The organism is Kitasatospora sp. NPDC023120, assembly GCF_055560835.1.
This window is the reverse complement of the sequence record NZ_JBVHHY010000022.1, coordinates 18,523-39,774: the sequence shown is the minus strand read 5'-3', so window position 1 is coordinate 39,774 and position 21,252 is coordinate 18,523. Positions and strand designations below refer to the sequence as shown.

Annotated in this window: 19 protein-coding genes and 1 riboswitch; of the genes, 9 read left to right on the top strand and 10 right to left on the bottom strand. The window is 72.8% G+C overall.

Features of this window, described 5'->3' with window-relative positions; all coding sequences use genetic code 11:
- Positions 1-4: 4 nt before the first annotated feature.
- Complete coding sequence (locus ACZ3TI_RS29000; RefSeq protein ID WP_465731271.1) at positions 5-1,540, bottom strand: APC family permease; 1,536 nt, start codon at positions 1,538-1,540, stop codon at positions 5-7.
- 390 nt (positions 1,541-1,930) lie between these two features.
- The gene (locus ACZ3TI_RS28995; RefSeq protein WP_465731269.1) at positions 1,931-2,878 is read right to left on the bottom strand and encodes a M23 family metallopeptidase; all 948 of its coding nucleotides are present in this window, start codon (positions 2,876-2,878) and stop codon (positions 1,931-1,933) included.
- 2 nt (positions 2,879-2,880) lie between these two features.
- Positions 2,881-3,067: riboswitch (cyclic di-AMP (ydaO/yuaA leader) on the bottom strand.
- Between the two features lie 306 nt (positions 3,068-3,373).
- On the opposite strand from ACZ3TI_RS28995, the gene ACZ3TI_RS28990 reads away from it, so the two are divergent.
- Positions 3,374-4,909 (top strand): DHA2 family efflux MFS transporter permease subunit, encoded by a 1,536-nt coding sequence (locus tag ACZ3TI_RS28990; protein ID WP_465731267.1) that lies wholly within the window; start codon positions 3,374-3,376, stop codon positions 4,907-4,909.
- 23 nt (positions 4,910-4,932) lie between these two features.
- On the opposite strand, the gene purB is transcribed toward ACZ3TI_RS28990, so the two are convergent.
- From purB to ACZ3TI_RS28970, 4 genes are all read right to left on the bottom strand, one after another.
- Positions 4,933-6,363 (bottom strand): adenylosuccinate lyase, encoded by a 1,431-nt coding sequence (gene purB, locus ACZ3TI_RS28985; RefSeq protein WP_465731265.1) that lies wholly within the window; start codon positions 6,361-6,363, stop codon positions 4,933-4,935.
- 148 nt (positions 6,364-6,511) lie between these two features.
- Positions 6,512-6,967: a MarR family winged helix-turn-helix transcriptional regulator gene (locus ACZ3TI_RS28980; RefSeq protein WP_465731263.1), complete on the bottom strand. Its 456-nt coding sequence runs from the start codon at positions 6,965-6,967 to the stop codon at positions 6,512-6,514.
- A 97-nt stretch (positions 6,968-7,064) separates the two neighbouring features.
- The gene (locus ACZ3TI_RS28975) at positions 7,065-7,481 is read right to left on the bottom strand and encodes a DUF3037 domain-containing protein (protein ID WP_465731261.1); all 417 of its coding nucleotides are present in this window, start codon (positions 7,479-7,481) and stop codon (positions 7,065-7,067) included.
- Positions 7,478-8,233 carry a HipA family kinase gene (locus ACZ3TI_RS28970; RefSeq protein ID WP_465731259.1) on the bottom strand — a complete coding sequence of 252 codons (756 nt, stop codon included), beginning with the start codon at positions 8,231-8,233 and terminating at the stop codon, positions 7,478-7,480. The genes ACZ3TI_RS28975 and ACZ3TI_RS28970 overlap by 4 nt, the downstream gene beginning before the upstream one ends.
- A gap of 203 nt (positions 8,234-8,436) precedes the next feature.
- On the opposite strand from ACZ3TI_RS28970, the gene ACZ3TI_RS28965 reads away from it, so the two are divergent.
- On the top strand, positions 8,437-9,795 hold the full coding sequence (locus ACZ3TI_RS28965) for an NAD(P)/FAD-dependent oxidoreductase (RefSeq protein WP_465731256.1): 1,359 nt from the start codon (positions 8,437-8,439) through the stop codon (positions 9,793-9,795).
- Positions 9,796-9,876: 81 nt separating this feature from the next.
- Here ACZ3TI_RS28965 and ACZ3TI_RS28960 read toward each other — a convergent pair whose 3' ends face one another.
- Both ACZ3TI_RS28960 and ACZ3TI_RS28955 read right to left on the bottom strand, forming a co-directional pair.
- A complete protein-coding gene (locus ACZ3TI_RS28960) occupies positions 9,877-11,079 on the bottom strand; it encodes a GDSL-type esterase/lipase family protein (protein WP_465731254.1) in 1,203 nt (400 codons plus the stop codon).
- A gap of 283 nt (positions 11,080-11,362) precedes the next feature.
- Complete coding sequence (locus ACZ3TI_RS28955) at positions 11,363-12,700, bottom strand: aminotransferase class I/II-fold pyridoxal phosphate-dependent enzyme (RefSeq protein WP_465731252.1); 1,338 nt, start codon at positions 12,698-12,700, stop codon at positions 11,363-11,365.
- A gap of 34 nt (positions 12,701-12,734) precedes the next feature.
- Here ACZ3TI_RS28955 and ACZ3TI_RS28950 point away from each other — a divergent pair, with 34 nt between their 5' ends.
- The 5 genes from ACZ3TI_RS28950 to ACZ3TI_RS28930 all read left to right on the top strand — a co-directional run bounded on the left by ACZ3TI_RS28950 (position 12,735) and on the right by ACZ3TI_RS28930 (position 17,179).
- A complete protein-coding gene (locus ACZ3TI_RS28950; protein ID WP_465731250.1) occupies positions 12,735-13,406 on the top strand; it encodes a pyridoxamine 5'-phosphate oxidase family protein in 672 nt (223 codons plus the stop codon).
- 14 nt (positions 13,407-13,420) lie between these two features.
- The gene (locus ACZ3TI_RS28945; protein WP_465731248.1) at positions 13,421-14,155 is read left to right on the top strand and encodes an FMN-binding negative transcriptional regulator; all 735 of its coding nucleotides are present in this window, start codon (positions 13,421-13,423) and stop codon (positions 14,153-14,155) included.
- A gap of 117 nt (positions 14,156-14,272) precedes the next feature.
- Complete coding sequence (locus ACZ3TI_RS28940) at positions 14,273-15,685, top strand: sugar porter family MFS transporter (protein ID WP_465731246.1); 1,413 nt, start codon at positions 14,273-14,275, stop codon at positions 15,683-15,685.
- A gap of 56 nt (positions 15,686-15,741) precedes the next feature.
- Complete coding sequence (locus ACZ3TI_RS28935) at positions 15,742-16,443, top strand: dienelactone hydrolase family protein (RefSeq protein ID WP_465731244.1); 702 nt, start codon at positions 15,742-15,744, stop codon at positions 16,441-16,443.
- A 199-nt stretch (positions 16,444-16,642) separates the two neighbouring features.
- A complete protein-coding gene (locus ACZ3TI_RS28930; protein ID WP_465731242.1) occupies positions 16,643-17,179 on the top strand; it encodes an HAD domain-containing protein in 537 nt (178 codons plus the stop codon).
- Here ACZ3TI_RS28930 and ACZ3TI_RS28925 read toward each other — a convergent pair.
- Positions 17,157-17,945, bottom strand: coding sequence for a CPBP family intramembrane glutamic endopeptidase (locus ACZ3TI_RS28925; RefSeq protein WP_465731240.1), 789 nt, complete (start codon positions 17,943-17,945; stop codon positions 17,157-17,159). The genes ACZ3TI_RS28930 and ACZ3TI_RS28925 overlap by 23 nt on opposite strands.
- 183 nt (positions 17,946-18,128) lie before the next feature.
- Positions 18,129-19,634, bottom strand: a complete 1,506-nt coding sequence (locus ACZ3TI_RS28920; RefSeq protein WP_465731238.1) for a glutamate-cysteine ligase family protein — start codon at positions 19,632-19,634, stop codon at positions 18,129-18,131.
- Positions 19,635-20,014: 380 nt separating this feature from the next.
- Between ACZ3TI_RS28920 and ACZ3TI_RS28915 the strand changes: the two genes are divergently transcribed.
- Together ACZ3TI_RS28915 and ACZ3TI_RS28910 are read left to right on the top strand one after the other, a co-directional pair.
- Positions 20,015-20,587, top strand: coding sequence for a hypothetical protein (locus ACZ3TI_RS28915; RefSeq protein ID WP_465731236.1), 573 nt, complete (start codon positions 20,015-20,017; stop codon positions 20,585-20,587).
- Positions 20,588-21,032: 445 nt separating this feature from the next.
- Positions 21,033-21,224, top strand: coding sequence for a DUF5999 family protein (locus ACZ3TI_RS28910; protein ID WP_097235094.1), 192 nt, complete (start codon positions 21,033-21,035; stop codon positions 21,222-21,224).
- Positions 21,225-21,252: the final 28 nt, after the last annotated feature.

The following is a 21,252-nucleotide window of genomic DNA, read 5'->3' as shown; positions in this document are numbered from 1 at the left end:
GGGCTCACCGCTCGACCGCGTCCTCCAGCACGATCCGCCCCATCCGCCCGTACAGCCCGGGCCGCCACCGGCGCACCGCGAGCGCCAGCGCGATCCCGCCCGCGAACACCCCGATCACCAGGTACGGGATCAGCCGGAACAGCAGGGTGTGCGCCGCCTCCCCCGCCGCGGTGTCCTTGTTGAGCACCAGCAGCACCACCACCCCGGCCATCGCCACCCCGCCCACCAGCGGCGCGACCAGCGTCCGGAACCAGTGCGCGGTCTCCGGGTGCCGCCGCTGCACGTGGAAGTACCCGACGACGGCGAAGGAGCAGAGCGTCTGCACCACCAGGATCGCCATCGTCCCGAGCAGCGCCAGCAGCGTGTACAGGTGCGCGTACGGATCCATCCCCGCCACCAGGAACGCCACCACCAGCCCCGCCGCGATCACCGACTGCACCACCGAGGCGACGTACGGCGAGCCGTGCCGCGGGTGGGTGCGCCCCAGCGCCGGGTGCAGCAGCCCCTCCCGCCCGATCGCGTACAGGTACCGCGCCGCGCACTGGTGGAAGGCCATCGCGCAGGCGAACGAGCCGGTGACGACCAGCCATTGGAACACTGTCACCGCCCACGGCCCGAGATGTGCGCCCAGCGGATCGAAGAACAGGCTGTTCCCGTCCTTGCCCGGCACCTCGCCGCCCGCCACCGCGATAGCGCGTCCGACGCCGTTGCCGGACACGATCATCCAGGAGACGAAGACGTAGAACACCCCGACCCCCACCACCGAGACCAGGGTCGCCCGCGGCACCACCCGCTTCGGGTCGCGGGACTCCTCGCCGTACATCGCGGTCGACTCGAAGCCCACCCAGGACCAGAACGCGAAGAACAGCCCGAGCCCGGCCGCCGCGGCGCCAGAACTCCCCACCCCTTTCAGCGCGTTGATCGGGTTCACCGCCTCGCCCACGATCCCGTCCGGCCCGCCGCCGGAGAACAGCACCGCCAGCGAGACTGCGCCCAGCACGGCGATCTCCAGCACCAGCGCAACCCCGAGCACCTTCGTCGTCAGGTGCAGGTCGAACCAGGCCATCACCCCGATCGCCGCGACCCCGAACAGCGCGTACCAGCCCCACCCCAGGTCCACCCCCAGCTGCGAACGGACCAGCCCGCGCAGCGAGTAGGCGAAGAAGCCGAGGATCGAGGCCTCGAAGACGATGTACGCGAGCACCGCGAGCAGCCCCGAGGCCATCCCGGCGACCCGCCCCAGCCCGTGCGAGACGTACCCGTAGAACGCCCCGGCGGCGGTGATGTGCCGGGCCATCGCCACGTACCCGATCGAGAACACGGTGAGCACGACGGTCGCCAGGATGTACGCGGCCGGCGCGCCGACCCCGTTGCCCTGCCCGACGATGATCGGCAGGTTGCCGGTCATCGCGGTGATCGGGGCTGCGGTGGCGACCGCCATGAACACCACGCCCACCAGGCCCACCGAGCCCGCCTTCAGCCGGTCGACCCCGTCTCCCCCGGACCGCTCCCCGACCGCGTCCCCGCTCTGGACGGCCATCCGGCCTCCTCCGTCTGCCGCTGCCCCGCCGCCCGCCGAACCGGGCCCGCGCTGACTGCCCGACAGCATCGGTTCGCGGCGCAGGCCCTCGCAAGGAGCAGATCGTCAGACAAGTCGGTGGCAGAATTGACGCCCTGTTCGGTCCGGACCGCCCGACTTTCGAACAGGCCTCCCCGGAAGGCACCCGGAGCACCGACACGATCAGCACCCGGAACGGCAGCGGCCGGCCCGGCTCGCAAGGGGTTTCGTCCCGCGAGCCGGGCCGGCCTGGGCGTGTCCCGCGCCCATGTCCACTGTGCGGCGATCACCCGGTCGAGCGGTCACCCGACATGACCATCCCGGAGGATCGATTCGCCCCGCAGCAGCGGTGGTTCCTGAAACCCCGGAGGGTCAGAGCGCGACGCCGTGCGCGCGCAGGTAGGCGACCGGGTCGATGTCCGAGCCGTACTCCGAGCCGGTGCGGATCTCGAAGTGCAGGTGCGGGCCGGTCACGTTGCCGGTGGCGCCGGAGAGGCCGATCTGCTGGCCGACGGTGACGGTCTGGCCGATCGACACACCGATCACGGAGAGGTGCGCGTACTCGGCGTAGTGGCCGTCGGCGAGCTTGATCTCGACCTCGTTGCCGTAGGCGCCGCCGTTGCCGGCCTTGACCACGACACCGTTGGCGACGGCGCGCAGCGGGGTGCCGGTGGAGGCGACGAAGTCCTGGCCGGTGTGGTGGCCGGAGGCCCACATCGAGCCGGCCACGCCGTAGGCGGTGCCCAGCTTCGGGTTGGCCAGCGGCGCGACGTAGCCGGAGGTCGAGGCGACCGGAGCGGCGGTCACGGCCTGGGCCGGAGCGGCGGTCTGAACCTGGGTCTGCACCGGAGCGGCGGGCTTGGCGGCCTCGGTCTTGACCTGCACCTGGGCCTGCGGCTTGGCGGGGGCCGGAGCGGCGGGCTTGGCCGGGGCGGCGTCCGCGGCCGGAGCGGCGGCGTGGCCGGCGAGCGCGAGCTGCTGACCCGGGAAGATCAGGTTCGGGTTGGCACCGACGACCGAGCGGTTCTGCTCGTACAGCGCGTGCCAGCCGCCCTCGACGTGCTTGGCGTCGGCGATCTTGGACAGGGTGTCGCCGCTGACGACGCGGTAGCTCTCGTGCGCGGCGGCCGGGGCGGCCTCGGCGGCGGGCTTGGCGTCGGCGACGGTGGCGGCGGCCGGAGCGGCGGCGGCCGGGGCGGTGTGGGCCTGGGCGCTCATCGCGGTGACGAGCGGCAGGACGAAGGAGACGCCGGTGACGGCGGTGGCGATGCCGATGCGGGCGGCGCGGGGCAGGGCGATACGACGAGCCTGAGCAGGCATGGAAGATTCCTCTCCGACGCCTGCGAGGTGAGCTGTCGGGTTCGGGCTGGAGTTGCCCGGCCGCATGCGCGGCTTCACCCCAAGCCGGCCCTGGACGCCCGCGCCCTGAGGCGCGAACTCCGGTCCGGCGACTTACCTGTGGGTCCCCCGCTCCTGCCGTACAGAGTTCAGATCGAGCCACCGGGAAGCGGCAGGACTCGGCGTTCCACCCGGTGGATCCGTCCGGACTGGCCGGGCGGTCGCTGAACTAAAACCCATCCGTTCGGGTGAAGCAATGTCGATCTCTTGAACCCGCAACCATCCCCCGGGAGCCGGTCACCCTCCGGATGATCCGCTGCACGGTGCGTACACAATCCATTCACCCCGCGCCACTGATCCACGACCCTGCGCCGAACTCGACGCCGCTGCGCAGCCGTCCGCTCACGCACCGCGCACCACCGACACACCCGCCGGTGACCCTTGTCACGTGCGCCCCACGGGGCGCAGGATCGGGCCGTGGCCACCTCCGAAGCCGGCACCCTGCGCCTGGGCACCGCGCAGGGCCGCTGGGTACTCCTGGCAACGGTGCTCGGCTCCAGCATGGCGATGCTCGACGGCACCGTGGTGAACGTCGCGCTGCCCAGGATGGGCGCCGACCTCGGCGCCTCCCTGGCGTCCCTGCAATGGACGCTGAACGCCTATCTGCTCACCCTGGCGGGCCTGATCCTGCTCGGCGGCGCCCTCGGCGACCGGTACGGAAGGCGCCGGGTCTTCCTGATCGGCGTGGTCTGGTTCGCCGCCGCCTCCGCCGCCTGCGCCGCCGCGCCGAACATCCAGGTACTGATCGTCGCCCGCGCCGTCCAGGGCATCGGCGGGGCGCTCCTCACCCCCGGCTCGCTCGCCATGCTCCAGGCCGTCTTCCACCCTGACGACCGCTCGGCGGCGGTCGGCCTGTGGTCCGGCCTCGGCGGGGTGTCGGCCGCGGTCGGCCCCTTCCTCGGCGGCTGGCTGGTGGACGGCCCCGGCTGGCGCTGGATCTTCCTGCTGAACCTGCCGCTCGCCGCCGCCGTGATCCTGGTCGCCACCCGCTCCGTGCCGGAGAGCCGGGACGAGAGCGCCTCCGGCCGCTTCGACGTGCTCGGCTCGGTGCTCGCCGCGCTCGCCCTCGGCGCGATCACCTACGCCCTGACCGCCGCCGGCGAGGGCCTGTCCCCCGCCGTGTGGCTCACCGCCGTGCTCGGACTGGCCCTCGGTGCCGCCTTCATCGCCGTCGAGCGCCGCGCCCCCGAGCCGATGCTGCCGCTCGGACTGTTCTCCTCCCGGCTGTTCACCGCCGTGAACCTGGTCACCCTCTGCGTCTACGCGGCGTTCAGCGGCGTGTTCTTCCTGCTGGTGGTGCAGCTGCAGATCGTCGCCGGCTTCTCCCCGCTGGTGTCCGGCCTCGCCCTGGTCCCGATCACCGTGCTGATGCTCGCGCTGTCCTCGCGCGCCGCGCGCCTCGGCAAGCGGATCGGCCCGCGGATCCCGCTGACGGTCGGCCCGCTGCTCTGCGCCGCCGGGGTGCTGCTCATGCTGCGCGTCGGTGCCGGCTCGTCCTACTGGACGGACGTGCTCCCCGCCGTCACCGTCATGGGCTGCGGCATGACGCTCCTGGTGGCACCGCTGACGGCCACCGTGCTGGCCGCCGTGGAGGTCCGGCACGCGGGCATCGCCAGTGGAGTCAACAACGCCGCCGCCCGCGCGGCCGGACTGCTCGCCGTCGCCGCCCTCCCGGCCATGGCGGGCCTGAGCGGCGACGCGTACCGGGTGCCCTCCGCCGTCGACGACGCCTTCCACATCGCGATGCTGATCTGCGCCGGACTGCTGACGGCCGGCGGGCTCATCGCCTTCGCCACCATCCGGGGCAACGTCCTGGCCCCGGAGGACCACGTGGTCGCCGAGCCGGACACCGAGTGGTGCTGCGGCACCACCCCGCCGCTGGACCCGGGCCACGTCCACACGCACGAGGGCCCCGCCACCGGAACGGCGGCAGGGCCCTCGTCGGAGAGCTGACGGCGCGTCAGTTCACGGGCGCATCACAGGATGTCGCCGGGCGCGTACTTGGCGGCCTCCGGGTAGGCGGCGGCGACGGCCTCCACCCGGCGGACCACCTCGGCGACCTGGGCGCCGGCCGCACCGGTGAAGGAGAGCTTGTCGGCCAGCAGGGCGTCCAGCGCGGCGCGGTCCAGCGGGATCCGCTCGTCGGCGGCCAGGCGGTCCAGCAGCTCGTTCTCCCGGGCGCCCGCGCGCATCGCCAGCGCGGAGGCGACGGCGTGCTCCTTGATGACCTCGTGCCCGGTCTCCCGGCCGACGCCCGCGCGTACCGCGCCCATCAGGACCTTGGTGGTCGCGAGGAACGGCAGGTAGCGATCCAGCTCGGCCTCGATCACGGCGGGGAAGGCGCCGAACTCGTCGAGGACGGTCAGGAAGGTCTCCAGCAGGCCGTCGAAGGCGAAGAACGCGTCCGGCAGCGCGACCCGGCGCACCACCGAGCAGGAGACGTCGCCCTCGTTCCACTGGTCGCCGGCCAGCTCGCCGGTCATCGAGGCGTAGCCCCGCAGGATGACGGCCAGGCCGTTGACGCGCTCGCAGGAGCGGGTGTTCATCTTGTGCGGCATCGCGGAGGAGCCGACCTGGCCCTCCTTGAAGCCCTCCGTGACCAGCTCGTGGCCGGCCATCAGGCGGATGGTCTTGGCGAGGCTGGACGGCGCGGCGGCCAGCTGGACGAGGGCGGTGAGCACCTCGAAGTCCAGCGAGCGCGGGTAGACCTGGCCGACGCTGGTCAGCACGTTGTCGAAGCCGAGGTGCGCGGCGACCCGGCGCTCCAGCTCGGCCAGCTTGTCGGTGTCGCCACCGAGCAGGTCCAGCATGTCCTGGGCGGTGCCGACCGGGCCCTTGATCCCGCGCAGCGGGTAGCGGGCGATCAGCTCCTCCAGGCGGCGGAAGGCGACCAGCAGCTCGTCGGTGATCGACGCGAAGCGCTTGCCCAGGGTGGTGGCCTGCGCGGCGACGTTGTGCGACCGGCCGGCCATGACCAGCTCGGAGTGCTGGGCGGACAGCTTGGCCAGGCGGACCAGCACGGCCACCGTGCGGTCGCGCACGTGCTCCAGCGACTGGCGGATCTGCAGCTGCTCGACGTTCTCGGTCAGATCCCGGGAGGTCATGCCCTTGTGGATCTGCTCGTGGCCGGCGAGCTCGCTGAACTCCTCGATCCGGGCCTTCACGTCGTGGCGGGTGATCCGCTCACGGGCGGCGATCGAGCCGAGGTCGACCTGGTCGATCACCCGCTCGTAGTCGGCGACGGCGTTCGTCGGCACCTCGACACCGAGGTCCTGCTGAGCCTTGAGGACGGCGAGCCACAGGTGGCGCTCGAGGACCACCTTGTGCTCGGGGGACCACAGCTGGGCCAGGGTCGCCGAGGCGTACCGGGAGGCCAGGACATTGGGGATCTGGGGCTTCGCGCTCACGCTTCGCAAGACTAACAGCCGAGGTCACGCGCCCCTGAGCAGACCCACCTCACCCGGCTGCCCGCCCTCGGCGAGACCGCGGTGGTGCTGCGCACCGTCGCGCCGGACCGGTGCCGCCCGAACCCACCGGTACGGGCGGACGCGGGAGCTACTGCGCGCCGCCCGTCCGGCCGGCCAGCACCGGCAGGACCTGCAGGCAGATCGAGTGCAGCGCGATCCGCTGCTCGTCGGTCATCGCCTCGAAGGCCTGGTGGGTACGGGCCATCTCGCTGCGGATGCGGTTGAGGATCTCCCGGCCCTCCGCCGTGATCACCACGATCTTCACCCGGCGGTCACCGGCCGCCGCCGCCCGGTTGGCCAGGCCCAGCGACTCCAGCCGGTCCACGATCCCGGTGACGTTCGACGCGTCGCAGCCCAACCGCCCGGCGAGCGCGCGCATCGGTACCGGCTCCTGCACCGCGCCCAGCGCCTTGGCCTGCGAGGAGGAGAGCCCGTGCCGGGCCGCTGCCGCCGCGAAGTCCTGGAAGTACGCGGCGCCCACGGCGGCCAACGCCTCCATCAGCTCGGCGTTGGTCGGTACGGTCGTCGTCGCTGTCGAACCCATGAGATCAGGGTACGACCAGGTGCTTCACCATCTCAAGCTTTGACCCGGGCAACCGTCGGCGAACCGCCTCACCCGGCTAGGCCAGGCCCAAGAGGGCCTAGAGCACCAGCTGGTCGAACAGCCGCCGCAGCTCGGCGTCCGGGTCCGCGGTCAGTCCGGTGTGCACGGGCCCCGGCTGGACGATCGCGCTGCGCGGCGCGGTGAGCCAGCGGAACCGCTGCCCGGGGCTGTCCCCCGCCGCCGGACCGGCCTGCGGCCCGCCCAGGCAGACCGCCTCGATCCCGTGCAGCGCCCGCCGCACGCCCTGCACGTCCGCCACCGGGTCCAGCGCCAGCAGCCGGGCCTGGTCCAGGTGGGTCCGCGCCGCCAGGTGCGAACTCTGCCGGCAGTACAGCAGTACCCCGACGTTGACGCACTCGCCGCGCTCGACCCTCGGCACCGCGCGGATCACGGCGTACTCGTAGTCGTGCAGCTCGACGACGGCCGGCAGCGCGGGCCTCGACGACTCGGTCATGCGGGCACCTCCGGCAGCCAGTCACGCGGACCGGCCAGTCGCTCGGTCAGCTGGGCACGGTACGCGGCGCGCACCTCGTCGGGCGAGTCGAAGCCGAACTCGTCCATCAGCCAGACCTCGGGGATCCGCGCCACGGCCGCCTCGATCGCCGCCTCCGCGAGCGGCGCGAGCGCCTTGTCCGCGGCGGCCAGGTCCGGCCGGGCGCGCAGCAGCGCGTGGTCGGAGGCGTCGTACGGGCGGCGCACCCAGGCCGCGGCGCCGGGCCAGTTGTGGTGGAAGATCAGGCTCGCGCCGTGGTCGATCAGCCGCAGCCCGCCGGTCGCCACCAGCAGGTTGGGGTTGCGCCAGGACCGGTCGACGTTGCCGATCAACGCGTCGAACCAGAGCACCTGGCCCGCGAGTTCGGGATCCACCTCGAAGCAGAGCGGATCGAAGTTGAGCGCCCCGCTGACGAAGGCCATCCCGAGGTTGGTCCCGCCGCTGGCCCGCATCTGGTCCTGGATCTGGTGGTCTGGCTCACTGCGCGCGAGCACCGGGTCCAGGTCGACGGTCACCAGCTCCGGCACCGGCAGCCCGAGCCGCCGCCCCAGCTCCCCGGCCAGCACCTCCGCGACCAGGGCCTTGCGCCCCTGCGCCGCACCGACCCATTTCAGCGCGTAGAGCCGCCGATCATCGGCCTCGACCAGGCCCGGCATCGAGCCGCCTTCTCGCAGTGGCGTCACATACCGGATCGCCGTCACCTCGGGTAGCACGCCCCCAGCCTATCGGTGCCACCACACCCATCCCCGACACGCCCCGACCGTACCTCCCGCCCCGCCCCTCACCGCCTCTTCCTCCACCTCCTCACCCACCCCGACCCCACGTCCCTCGCCCGCCCCACCCCGGTGGCAGCCCCCGCTGCTCCGTGCGAGTGTGGCGGACAGTAATGGGGACCTTCACGGCAAAGGGATGAGCGATGGAACGACCTCGGATCCTGATCGTGGGCGGTGGCTTCGCCGGCCTGGAGTGCGCCCGCCGCCTCGAACGCAAGCTGTCACCCTCGGAGGCCGAGATCTCGCTGGTCACGCCGTTCAGCTACCAGCTCTACCTCCCCCTCCTCCCCCACGTCGCCGCCGGCGTCCTCACCCCGCAGTCCGTGGCCGTCTCCCTGCGCCGCTCGCTGCGCCGCACCCACATCGTCCCCGGCGGCGCCATCGGCGTGGACCCGGCCTCCAAGGTGTGCGTCGTCCGCAAGATCACTGACGAGGTGGTCGCGCAGCGGTACGACATCCTGGTGCTCGCCCCCGGCAGCGTCACCCGCACCTTCGACATCCCGGGCCTCACCGACTACGCCCGCGGCATGAAGACCCTCGCCGAGGCGGCCTACGTCCGCGACCACGTGATCGCCCAACTCGACCTCGCCTCGGCCACCTTGGACCAGCGGGAGCGCGAGTCCCGGCTCCAGTTCGTGGTGGTCGGCGGTGGATATGCGGGCACCGAGACGGCCGCCTGCCTGCAGCGCCTGACCACCGCCGCCTCGCACCGCTATCCGCGGCTGGACGCCCGGCAGATCAAGTGGCACCTGATCGACATCGCCCCGAAACTGATGCCCGAGCTCGGCGACCCGCTCGGCGAGGCGGCCCTGGAGGTGCTGCGGGGGCGCGGCATCGAGGTGTCGCTGGGTGTGTCGGTGGCCGAAGTCGGTGCCGAGTCGGTCAAGTTCACCGACGGCCGGGTGATTCCCTGCCGCACGCTGATCTGGACGGCGGGCGTGGCCGCGAGCCCGCTGATCGGCACCCTGGACGCCGAGACGGTCCGCGGACGGATCGCCGTGACGGCGGAGATGCGGGTGCCGCAGTTCGAGGGCGTGTTCGCACTGGGTGACGCCGCCGCCGTGCCGGACCTCGCCAAGGGCGACGGCGCGGTCTGCCCGCCGACCGCCCAGCACTCCGCCCGGCAGGGCCGCGCGGTGGCGAACAACGTGATCGCCTCGCTCCGCAACCAACCCCTGGAGCCGTACTACCACAAGGACTTGGGCCTGGTGGTCGACCTCGGCGGCAAGGACGCGGTCTCCAAGCCGATCGGTGTGGAGCTGCGCGGGGTGCCCGCCCAGCTGGTCGCGCGCGGCTACCACCTGATGGCGATGCGCACCAATGTCGCCAAGTTCCGGGTGGGCACCAACTGGCTGCTCAACGCAACCGCCGGGGACGATTTCGTCCGCACCGGCTTCCTCGCCCGTCAGCCCGCCCGACTTCGCGACTTCGAGTACACCGACGCCTATCTGACGAAGGATCAGGTGAAGGCGCACGCCCAGTCGCTGCTCGCCAAGGGCTGATCGAACCGAACGTTCCGGTGGCCCCGCGGTCACATCCGCAGGGGCACCGGAGCGTTCAATCAGCACACGGTCGGCGCACGGTCACCGCGCGCTCAGGTACATGCCGCTCGCGTCCTGCCCGGCCGTGTTGCGGCACGCGTAGTCACCGCTCGCGCGACCCCACAGCAGCGTCAGGCAGCGCCCGACCGCCTGCTGACCGTAGTAGTTGGGGTGCATCGACTCCTGCAGTGCGCCCTGCGTGGAGTTGAGGCCGCCGTCCAGGAAGCGCGCCCACTCGCTGGTGGTCGCGGACGGGCCGGAGGTCGCGGTCGGCTGCCTGGTGGCCGTCGAGCAGACCTCGCGGCCCTGCAGCATGTCCGACAGGTCGAGGAACTGCGCGCCCTTGGCGGAGGCGACGCCGGCCAGCGCCTGCGAGATCTGCGGGACCATCGAGTCGCGGGCCCAGTCGGCGTCCCCGTCCCAGAACGGGCAGCCGCCGGTGTTGGAGCGGGTCCAGCCGCTCTCGGGGTACCGCATCTCGGCGCTGCGCGGGATCGGCGACGGGTAGGACTGCAGCACCAGCCGGTAGTCCGACCGGGCGTAGCCCGCGTCGGCCATCACGGCGCGGATCTCGTCGATCGCCTTGCCGACCCCGGCCATCGCGGTGGGCATCTTGGAGTCGATCTGGGACTGCGCGGAGTCGTGGCAGTACGAGTACCAGATCAGGTAGTCCTGCACGCAGTTGGAGATGATGTCGGCGAAGCCCAGGTCGTTGCCGCCGATCGACAGCGTGATCAGCTTGACGTTGTTCTGCCGTGCCACGGTGGCGAGTTGGTCGGCCTGCGGGGCCTCGCCCTTGTACGACTGGCCGCCGTTGGCGGCGCGGAAGACGTTCGCGGTGACGGCGCCGGAGCAGGCCAGGTTGACCTCGTTCTGGGCGCCGGTCGAGGCACTGATCACCTCGGCGACGTCGGAGCGGTCGCAGCCGCTCGCGGCGGTGGCGCCGTAGACCAGCGAGGCGTCGGCCGAACTGCCGGTCCAGGCGCGGTCGCTGCCGTTGCGGCTGCCGCTCCCGCCGGCGGAGTTGCCCTTCCAGCGGCCGGCCTCGCCGGAGATGTAGCTGTCACCGAGCGTGACGCTGGCGGTGGGCCCGGTGGGTACGGCGGTGGTGGCGGCCGTGGTGGCGGAGGCCGGTGCGGCGACGGCCAGGCCCGCGACGGTGAGCGGGAGGACGAAGGCTGCGGTGAGCAGTCGTCGGCCGAGTCGAGGCGCGCTGCGGGTGATGCTCGAACAGTTTTCGGGCACGGCGGAACTCCTGCGGCTCGGTCTCCCCGAGGCATGGGGAACGGGAAGACACGTAGGTGAGGGTGGGCCGCCGGCCGGTGGCGCGATGAAGATGACATGCCCCCGCCTGTTACCGCTAGGTATCTGCAGCAGGTTTCCGCATTTGTTACCGGCGGGTTCAGACCAGCGCGGCACCCGATGAGCGGATGCCGCCCGCGGTTCACGTCCGCAACACCTGCCCCGCCCGCCCCACCGCCGGCCTCACCGCCGCCGCCACCGCCCACGGCCACGGCCCACCCGCCGCTCACACCAGCCGGGACCTGCCCCCGCCCGCTCCCAGCACCGCCGCCAGGTCCTCCGCCAGGTCCCTGGCCTGCGCCGGCTCCAGCCGGGCCGTGGTGAACCGCAGCCCGGGCGGCGACTGAGTCCGGTACCGCGCACCGGGCGCCGCGACCCAGCCGCGCTGCACCAGGGCCGCCAGCGCCGAGGTCTCGTCCGGCACCGGCACCCAGACGTTCAGCCCGCTCGCCCCGTGCGCCTCGATCCCGCGCACCGCCAGCTCGCCCAGCAGCGCCTCCCGTCGGGTCCGGTAGGCGGCGGCCAGCTGCCCGACCGGCGCCGCGTCGCCGCGCCACAGCTCGGCGACGGTGCGCTGCAGCAGGTGGCTGACCCAGCCGGCGCCCAGCCGCAGCCGTCCGGTCACCCGTCCGATCGTCTCCGCGTCGCCGACCGCCACCGAGACCCGCAGGTCCGGCCCGTACGCCTTGGCCGCGGAGCGCACCACCGCCCAGTGCCGCGACCCGGCGCCGACCAGCGGGTGGTACGGCTGGTCGACCAGACCGTGCCCGTGGTCGTCCTCGATCAGCAGCACCCCGGGGTGCTCGGCCAGGACGGCCTTCAACTCCTCGGCCCGGCGCGCGGTGAGCGCCGCGCCGGTCGGGTTCTGCGCCCGGCTGGTGACCACCACCGCCCGCGCGCCCTCGGCCACCGCCGCCGCGAGCGCGTCCGGCAACGGGCCCTCGTCGTCCAGCCGTACGGGCAGCTGCCGCAGGCCCATCGCGGGCAGCAGATCGAGCAGGCTGCCCCAGCCGGGGTCCTCGACGGCCACCGCGTCGCCGGGGCGCAGCCGGGCACCGAGGATGCGTTCGACGGTGTCGAGGGAGCCGGAGGCGACGGCGATCGGGCCGCCCGGCAGGCCGTCGGCCTCGAAGGAGGCGTGGGCGAGCGCGAGCAGTTCCGGGTCGATGTCCGGGTGCCCGTACAGCACCGGCTCGGTGCGCGCGGCCTCGGCGGCGGCCGCGAGGGCGGGGCCGAGGTCGGGCAGCAGGGCCGGGTCGGGGTTGCCGGTGGACAGGTCCCGGGCATGCGGGGGGACGGGGATGCGGATCTGGTCGCGCGGGACGAGCACGGGCCTGGGGCGGATCCGGCTGCCCTTGCGGCCGGCGGTCTCGATCACACCGCGGTCGCGCAGCAGCCGGTAGGCGGCGGCGACGGTGTTGGGGTTGACGCCCAGTTCGGCGGCGAGGTCGCGCAGCGGGGGCAGCGCGGTCCCGGGGGCGAGAAGTCCACTGCTCACGCCCTGCTCGATGTGCGCCGCGATTTCGCTGGCGCGTCGCCCTTTCAGCGGATAGTCTCCTAGCACAAACCAAATTATGCACTAGTACATAGAGGATGTCATGTCAGACACCACGGAAGGTTCGCCGACCTACTCGCGCACCCCCAGGACCACCCCGACCCGCTACAAGGACCGGGCCACCTGGGAGCAGGACGCGATCCACGCCATCCTCGACAGCGCCTACATCTGCCACCTCGGCTTCGTCGCCGACGGCGCCCCCGTCGTCCTGCCGACGATCTACGCCCGGGTCGGCAGCCGGCTCTACATCCACGGCTCCACCGGCAGCCGCCCGCTGCGCGGCGCCTCCGCCGAGCAGGGCATGCCGGTCTGCGTCACCGTCACCCAGGTCGACGCGCTGGTGCTGACCAAGTCCGCGTTCAACCACTCGGTGAACTTCCGCTCGGTCGTCGCCCACGGCACCGCGTACCAGGTCACCGACCCCGAGGAGCTGGACGTCGCGCTCGCCGCCCTGGTCGACCACGCCATACCCGGCCGCTCCGCCGAGGTCCGGCCGGCCAATGCCAAGGAGCTCGCCGCCACCGCCGTCATCAGGCTGGAGCTGGACGAGGTCTCCGCCAAGACCCGCGAGGACGACGCCGGCGACGACCCGGCGGACGTCGACCTCCCGTACTGGTCCGGCCTGATCCCGGTCACCACCGTGCACGGCACGCCCGTACCGCACGACGACCGCACCATCCCGCTCCCGGCGCACCTGCGCACCTACCCCCGCTGACGAGGAGCACCACGATGCTGATCAGGTCCTGGGACCGCGGTGACGAGGACGAGTGGCGCGCCTGGCTGGCCGAGGGCCGCGACTTCGGCCTGCTCGCCGCCAACGGCGGCCCGGGCGAGGGCCCGGTACTCGTCCCGACGCACTTCCTGCTGGACGCCGAGCGCGGCGAGATCCTGCTCCACCTCGCCGCGCCCAACCCGCTGCTGGCCGCCGTCCGGGCCGACCCGCAGGTCACCCTCGCGGTCACCGACGGCTACGCCTTCGCCCCTGGCCACTGGCGCGGCGCCCCCGGCACGCCGACCAGCTACTACGCCTCGGTCCACTTCCACTGCACCGCCGAGGTGGTGGAGTCCGCCGCCGCCAAGGCGGAGCTGCTCAACCGTCAGCTGGCGCACTTCCAGCCCGAGACGCCGGAGGTCCGAGTGGTGCCCGGCGAGGGCGAGTTGGCCCGGCAGCTGCCCGGCATGCGCGGGCTCCGGCTGACCGTCAACGAGGTGCGGGCCAAGTTCAAGTACGACGACAAGAAGCCCGCCGAGACGCAGTACGAGTTGGCCGAGCGCCTCGCCGAACGCGCGGGCTCCGGCGGCCGCGGCCGCGACCAGTACGCCGCCGCCCGTACCCAGCTGCTCCGCCGCAACCAGCGGCGCGCCGAAAGGTCCGACTCCTCGTCGCCGCGCGCCACCCTCCAGCGCACCACCGTCCAGCGCACGACCGCCCAGCACACCACCGCGCCGCGCGCCGCCGACTGACCCCGCATCACCCGATCGGCCCCGAACTCGCGCAGGTCGGCCCCGGCGCTGCTCGAATGTGAGACGAGCCCTGCCCACTCGGCGTCAGAGCAGGCCCGTCCACCCCGGGGAGCGCGCGTGTCCACCGTCAACAGCCAACGGGCGTCCGGCGAGGCCCACCTCGGTCACGTGGTGTTCATCTCGGCGGCCGCCGCGATGGGCGGCTTCCTGTTCGGCTACGACAGTGCGGTGATCAACGGCGCGGTGACGGGCATCCAGAAGCACTTCGGGGTGGGCAACGGCACCACCGCCTTCGTGGTGGCCATCGCGCTGCTGGGCTCGGCGGCCGGCGCGGTGGCCGCCGGCCGGCTCGCCGACCACCTCGGCCGGGTGCGCACGATGCTGCTGGCCGCCGTGCTGTTCGCGGCCAGCGGCATCGGCTCGATGTTTCCGCCGAACATCGAGGTCCTCGCCACCTGGCGCGTCGTCGGCGGCATCGCGATCGGCATCGCCTCGGTGATCGCGCCCACCTACATCGCCGAGGTCGCGCCGACCGCCTACCGCGGCCGCCTCGCCTCCTTCCAGCAGATGGCGATCGTGCTCGGCATCACCGTCTCCCAGCTCGCCAACTGGGCGCTCAACCAGGCCGCGGGCGGCGAGTCCACCGGCCACCTCGGCGGCATCCAGGCCTGGCAGTGGATGCTCGGCGTCGAGGCCATCCCTGCCCTGGTGTACGGGCTGATGGCGCTGGCGATCCCGGAGTCGCCGCGCTTCCTGATCGCCGACCACCGCGAGACACAGGCCCGCAAGGTACTGGTCGAGGTCGAGGGCGAGGACGTCGACCTCGACACCCGGGTCGCCGAGATCCGCGCGGTGCTGGAGTCCACCCACAAGCCCCGCCCCAAGGACCTGTTCGGCGGCCGCTTCGGTCTGCTGCCGATCGTCTGGGTCGGCATCGGCGCCTCGGCGTTCCAGCAGTTCGTCGGCATCAACGTGATCTTCTACTACTCGTCCTTCCTCTGGCAGTCGGTGGGCATCAACGAGTCCAACTCGCTGCTGATCAGCCTCTCCACCTCGATCATCAACGTGATCGGCACGGTGATCGCGATGGTCCTGGTGGACCGGATCGGCCGCAAGCCGCTCGCTTTGGCCGGCTCGGTCGGCATGGCGGCCGCGCTCTCCACCGCGGCCTGGGCGTTCTCCTACCGGGAAGGCACCGGCGACACCGCCACCCTGGACAACACCCACGCCACCGTCGCCCTGGTCGCCGCCCACGTCTTCGTGCTCTGCTTCGCCTTCTCCTGGGGCGTCGTGGTCTGGGTCCTGCTCGGCGAGATGTTCCCCAACCGGATCCGCGCCCTCGCCCTCTCCGTCGCCGCCTCGGCCCAGTGGATCGCCAACTGGGCGATCACCGTCAGCTTCCCGGACCTCGCCGACTGGAACCTCGCGGCGACGTACGTCATCTACGCGGCCTTCGCGCTGCTCTCCATCCCGTTCGTGGCCTTCTGCATCAGGGAGACCAAGGGCCGCGCGCTGGAGGAGATGGGCTGACCCCGCCCGCCCCACCGACCCCCGCCGCACGCGGCCCGACCCACGGAGAAGAAGCCATGCCTGACCAGGGCGGCTCCCGGCAGAACGTCACCTTCCCGAGCAACGGCCGTACCGCGCACGGGTATCTGGCCCGTCCGCCGCAGGGCGTCGGGCCCGGACTGGTGGTGGTGCAGGAGTGGTGGGGGCTCACCTCGCACATCGCCACCATGGCCGACAAATTCGCCGCCGAGGGCTTCACCGTCCTCGCCCCCGACCTGTTCGGCGGCGCGACCACCCACGACCGTGCGGAAGCGGCCCGGCTCAAGCGCGAACTCCCGGTCGAGCAGGCCGTGGAGGACCTCTCCGGTGCCGTCGACCACCTGCTCGAGCTGGACGGCGTGGTCGGCGACGCGGTCGGAGTGGTCGGCTTCTGCATGGGTGGCGGCTTCGCCCTGCTGCTCGCCGCCCGGGCCGGCGACCGGGTGGCCGCGGTGGTGCCCTTCTACGGCCTCCCGCCCGACCCGGAGTTCGACTACCGCGGCCTGACCGCCCACGTCCTCGGCCACTTCGGCGAGTCGGACGGCTCGATCCCGACGACCGCCGTGGACGAGGCCGCGATCCGGATCGGCGAGGCCACCGACGTCCGCCCGGAGATCCACTTCTACCCGGCCGGGCACGCCTTCATGAACGAGGAGGACCTGCTCGGCACCTACGACCCCCTCCAGGCCCGGATCGCCTGGCGCCGCACCGTCACCTTCCTCCAGGGCCACCTCGGCTGACCGGTCCGGCCCCACCCGTACGCCGACCGAGCCGCCGGAGCAGCATCGACGCACCACCGACGCACCAGGGCGCGCCGCCGTGCCCGCACCCACGTCGTGAGCGCCCCGTGCGCCCCGCGTGCGCCCACCGGTGAGCAACCAACGGTACGGACGGTTCGTCCGAAGAGGTAGCAAACACCACCGCCTTGGGGGGCCACCGGTGCCGAAGCCACTGCTGTTCCTGGACGTCGACGGCGTCCTGAACCCGGTCTGCCCGCACCCGGACGCCGGGTTCGACACCCACACCCTGCTGGGCTGCGCCGTCCTGCTGTCCACCCGGCACGGCGAGTGGCTGCGCGAGCTCGCCGGGACGTACGACCTCGTCTGGGCCACCACCTGGGAGGAGGACGCCAACAGCCACATCGCCCCCGCGATCGGCCTGGACCCGCTCCCGGTGGTCTGCTTCAGCGGCTACGTCCCGCAGCCCGGCGACCCGCGCGTCCCGCTGATGGAGCTGTTCTCCGCGCAGAAGTGGGCCCCGCTGCTGCGCTACGCCGGGGGCCGTCCGTTCGCCTGGGTGGACGACGTCATCCCCGGTCGGCTGGTCCGCAACTCGCTCTGGCGCCGGGACCGCCTGCTGCTGCCGATCGACCCCGGCCAGGGCCTGGAGCGCCGGCACGTCGAGCGCCTGCTCGCCCGCCCGCCGCGCGGCCGGTCCCTCCCGGGCAGGGCGCTCAGGGGGTCGGCAGCCAGCTGACGTGCCCGGCGAGCAGCGCGTACCCGACGAAGGCCACCGTGTCGATCAGCGCGTGCGCCACCACCAGCGGCATCACCCGCCCCCACCGCCGGTACAGCAGGCAGAACACCGCCCCCATCACCATGTTGCCGACCAGCCCGCCGACCCCCTGGTACAGGTGGTACGAGCCGCGCAGCACCGAGCTCGCCACCACCGCCGCCGGCCAGGACCACCCCAACTGCCCCACCCGGCGCAGCAGGTAGCCGAGGACGACGACCTCCTCGAGGATCGCGTTCTGCCAGGCCGACAGCACCAGCACCGGCACCCGCCACCAGACGTCCGGCAGCCCCGAGGGCGCCACCGTCAGGTTGTACCCGGCCGCCTGCGAGGCCAGGTACAGCACCAGCCCGGACCCTCCGATCGCGGCCGCGACTGCGGCGCCCCGGCCGAGGTCGCGCAGTTTCTGCCCGAGGTCGAAGCCCAGCACCCGCAGCGCGACGCCCTCGCGCACCAGCAGGTAGCCGACCAGCACCACCGGCATCAGGCCGCGCCCGATGTAGTACAGCTGCCACACCAGGTCCAGCCAGGGCCGCCCGGGCGCCCGCGAGCCGTTCAGCGTGGCGACCTGCTGGCCGAGCTTGATCGGTTCGGTGAGCGAGCCGGCGAAGCTGATCAGCGCACTGATCCCGCTGGCCCCGAGCGAGAGTCCGAGGACGATCAGCAGCTCCACCCCGAGCAGTTTGCGGGTGGGCTGCGCGGTCTCCGGCGCGGTCGGGACGGTGGTCACGGGGGCTCCAGCGGACGGGCGGTCGCTCCGGCCGTCGGCCGACCGGAGCGATCATCCTGACACAGCGGGCGCCCAGGCCGACCGGCCAGGTGCGCCCCGGCCTGCTCGTCCCTCCGGACCGGCGTCGGCGTCCTCGCGGCGCCGGCGCCCGTCCCGTCAGCCCACCGGCCGGCTGCGCCCCGGCTACCCGACCGGCCAGGTGTGCACCGGCTCCCCGCCGCGCATGTGCTCGGCGTAGCGCCGGGTCATCGCCGCGAGCGCCGTCGGCCGGTCCATCCCGTACCGCTCGCGCAGCCGGTGGAAGGTCGCGCTCTGCCAGGCCGCCCCGTTGGTGCGGCGCAGGCAGCGCTGCTCGATGATGCCCAGGTAGCGGTCCCGGTCGGCGGGCTCCACGCCCCACGCGTCGAGGCCCTGGTAGGCCATCGGCAGCAGCTCGCCCAGCACCAGGTCGACGGCGGAGACCGTCTGCAGCCCGCCGCCGCGCCCGGCCCTTCCGGGGCGCGGCCACTGGAACACCGCGTCGATGCCGTACCGGGCACCCTGCCGGAAGTTCTCGTCGGCCCGCTCGAACGGCAGCCGGGTCCAGACCGGCCGGGGCTGCTCGGCGAGCACCCGCACCAGCCCGTAGTAGAAGGCGGCGTTGGCGAGCGTGTCGGCCACCGTCGGCCCGGCCGGCAGCGCCCGGTTCTCCACCCGCAGGTGCGCGACCCCGCCCGCGACGTCGTAGATCGGCCGGTTCCAGCGGTAGATGGTGCCGTTGTGCAGCCGCATCTCGGCGAGCTTGGGCGCACCGCCGGAGGCCAGCACCTTCAGCGGGTCCTCGTCGTCGCAGATCGGCAGCAGCGCGGGGAAGTACCGCAGGTTCTCCTCGAACAGGTCGTACGCCGAGTCCACCCAGCGCTCGCCGAACCAGGTGATCGGGCGCACGCCCTGCGCCTTGAGCTCCGCCGAACGGGTGTCACAGGCCTGCTGGAAGAGCACCGGCCGGGTCTCCCGCCACAGCTCCCGCCCGAACAGGAACGGGGAGTTCGCGCCCATCGCGAGCTGCGGACCGCACAGCGCCTGGGCGGCGTTCCACACCGAGGAGAAGCGCTCCGGGGTCACCTGGAGGTGCAGCTGCAGCGAGGTCGCGGCGGCCTCGGCGACCATCGTGATGGACTCCAGCTGGAGGTGTTCGACGCCCTCGATGTCGAGTGCGATCTCCTCCCCCCGGGCGGCCAGGATCTGGTCGCTGAGCAGGTTGTACCGCTGGTTGTGGCTCATCGCGTCCAGCCCGGTGTGGGCGTGCTCCAGCGTCGGCAGGATGCCCACCATGACGATCCGGGCGCCCGTCTCGGCGGCCCGCCGGTCGGCGTAGCGCAGCCCGGTGTCGATCTCCTCGCGCAGCTCCTCGAAGACGTGCCCGCAGAGCCGGTGCGGCGTGATGTTGACCTCGATGTTGAACTTGCCCAGTTCGGTCTGGAAGTCGCTGGAGCCGATCTCGCTCAGCACCTGGGCGTTGTTCATGGCCGGCAGGCCCTGCTCGTCGGCCAGGTTGAGCTCGATCTCCAGACCCATCACCGCCCGGGGCCGGTCGAAGCGGTCCTCCCGCAGCATCCGCCCCAGCGCCTCCTGACAGGCCTGGAGCTTGCGCCGGTAGAGCTGCCGGTCCGCCAGATCCGCCCGAGTCGCCACGACCTTCTCGCCCACGGTCCCCTCCTCCTGAGACACCCCGTTGAGCCACCGGCCGACCGACCGTGCAAGCATCATGCCCACCTCGAAGATCGATACCCGAATGCTTGTACTGGCTTGCAATGCAAGGCAACTGACGGAGATTCAGTTCATCTGTGGACTTGCCCGGCGCCACCGCCTGTGATAAACAGATCACCCTGCGCATCTGTTCGATGGAATTCGCACTGCGCTCCGGCCGGTCCGCTCCCGCCTCGAAGCCCTCGTCGAGGGCAGCGACCGCGCCGACACCGCGATCCTGCACAACCGGACACGGCCAGGCCCCGTCACCGAAGACGCGCCGCGCCGTGCCGGTATGCCGCACTCGCACGCCGATCTCGTTTGGAGAGGCGGTCCCCGCCATGACTCTGCAGACCCCCCAGCCCCCACCCAGCGCCCTGCGCGCGGTCCTGGGCGCACTCGACTCGGAGACCGCGCTGTGCCAGCCCGCCGCCGCAGCGCTGCGTCATCCGGCCGGCCCACTGGTCCCCGCACATCCGCTCGCGGTGCACGTCCTGGACGGCCCGCGCCCCGAGCTCCCCGCCGCCCGCCGCACCGGGTGGCGCTTCCTGATCAAGGACGGCGCCGACGTGGCCGCCGCCGCCGAGGTGGTGCAGGGCGTCCAGGGGCACACCTTCTCCCACTTCACCGCCGGCCCGTACCTCGACTCGACGGTCCGGGCGCTGCGCGAGGCCTGGCAGCTCGCCCAGAGCTCCCGGATCCGCCAACAGCCCCGCCTGCTGACCTTCCCGGGCCAGTACGCGACGGCGCTGTGGCTGCACGCCCCCGACACCGGCCCGGCCGCCGACCTGCTGATCCCGCTCGCCCCGGCCCCGCTCGGCGTCACCGCCCACCGCGCCTACCCGGCCGCCGAACTGCTGCCGCTGCTGGCCCGCGCCCCGCTCGCCAGGCCGCTCCTGCTCGGCTCCTCCTGAGCCGCCCGCATCCCACGGGCCGCCGGACCACCCGCCCGGCGGCCCTCCGCCGCGCGCCCGCGCACCCGAGGCCGCGCACTCGAGCCCGCACACCCGAACCCGGGGCGCATCACCCGAACGGCGACCACCTGAACAAGGCACCCGCCATAGCCCGATCGGGCCATCCCCCGCCTGGCCCACCGGTGCGTGTTTTCCCCCCGACCCCACCTGAACGGGTGATCTCTGTGCGGGAGTTGTGGCGCATGTCACGAAATACCTGCGAGCACGTCCGCAGATGCCGACACTGGGAACCAGCGTGGAAGGACCACCTGTCCTACCCACTTGAGCGCCGGTCAACACCTGGTCGGCGTGCGGACAGGATCCGACTACCGCGGCGGCCCCGGACGGCACAACCTCCGGCGACCGCACCACGGGGAGGATCGCAGAGCGAAGCGAGGGTACGCGTATGTGCCAGCACCGTCCTGAGTGCCCGTCGGCCGAGTCCGAGGACCGCGAGGCGGCCGTATCGGTGGCCCGCCACCCGGAGCAGGGTTGGAGCCTGCTCTGCAACGGCGTCGTCCTGTTCGAGGACACCGGAGAGCTGCTCCCGGACGGCCGGGTGATCGCCCCGCGCCGCCCCGTCGCCCACGCGGCCTGACCGTTCGGTCCCACCTCCGGGTCCGGCC

Bases quoted from the DNA above. Each gene is read 5' to 3' on its own strand.
- ACZ3TI_RS29000 (WP_465731271.1), bottom strand. From the start codon at position 1,540: ATGGCCGTCCAGAGCGGGGACGCGGTCGGGGAGCGGTCCGGGGGAGAC.
- ACZ3TI_RS28995 (WP_465731269.1), bottom strand. From the start codon at position 2,878: ATGCCTGCTCAGGCTCGTCGTATCGCCCTGCCCCGCGCCGCCCGCATC.
- ACZ3TI_RS28980 (WP_465731263.1), bottom strand. From the start codon at position 6,967: ATGGGTTCGACAGCGACGACGACCGTACCGACCAACGCCGAGCTGATG.
- ACZ3TI_RS28975 (WP_465731261.1), bottom strand. From the start codon at position 7,481: ATGACCGAGTCGTCGAGGCCCGCGCTGCCGGCCGTCGTCGAGCTGCAC.
- ACZ3TI_RS28965 (WP_465731256.1), top strand. From the start codon at position 8,437: ATGGAACGACCTCGGATCCTGATCGTGGGCGGTGGCTTCGCCGGCCTG.
- ACZ3TI_RS28950 (WP_465731250.1), top strand. From the start codon at position 12,735: ATGTCAGACACCACGGAAGGTTCGCCGACCTACTCGCGCACCCCCAGG.
- ACZ3TI_RS28945 (WP_465731248.1), top strand. From the start codon at position 13,421: ATGCTGATCAGGTCCTGGGACCGCGGTGACGAGGACGAGTGGCGCGCC.
- ACZ3TI_RS28935 (WP_465731244.1), top strand. From the start codon at position 15,742: ATGCCTGACCAGGGCGGCTCCCGGCAGAACGTCACCTTCCCGAGCAAC.
- ACZ3TI_RS28915 (WP_465731236.1), top strand. From the start codon at position 20,015: ATGACTCTGCAGACCCCCCAGCCCCCACCCAGCGCCCTGCGCGCGGTC.
- ACZ3TI_RS28910 (WP_097235094.1), top strand. From the start codon at position 21,033: ATGTGCCAGCACCGTCCTGAGTGCCCGTCGGCCGAGTCCGAGGACCGC.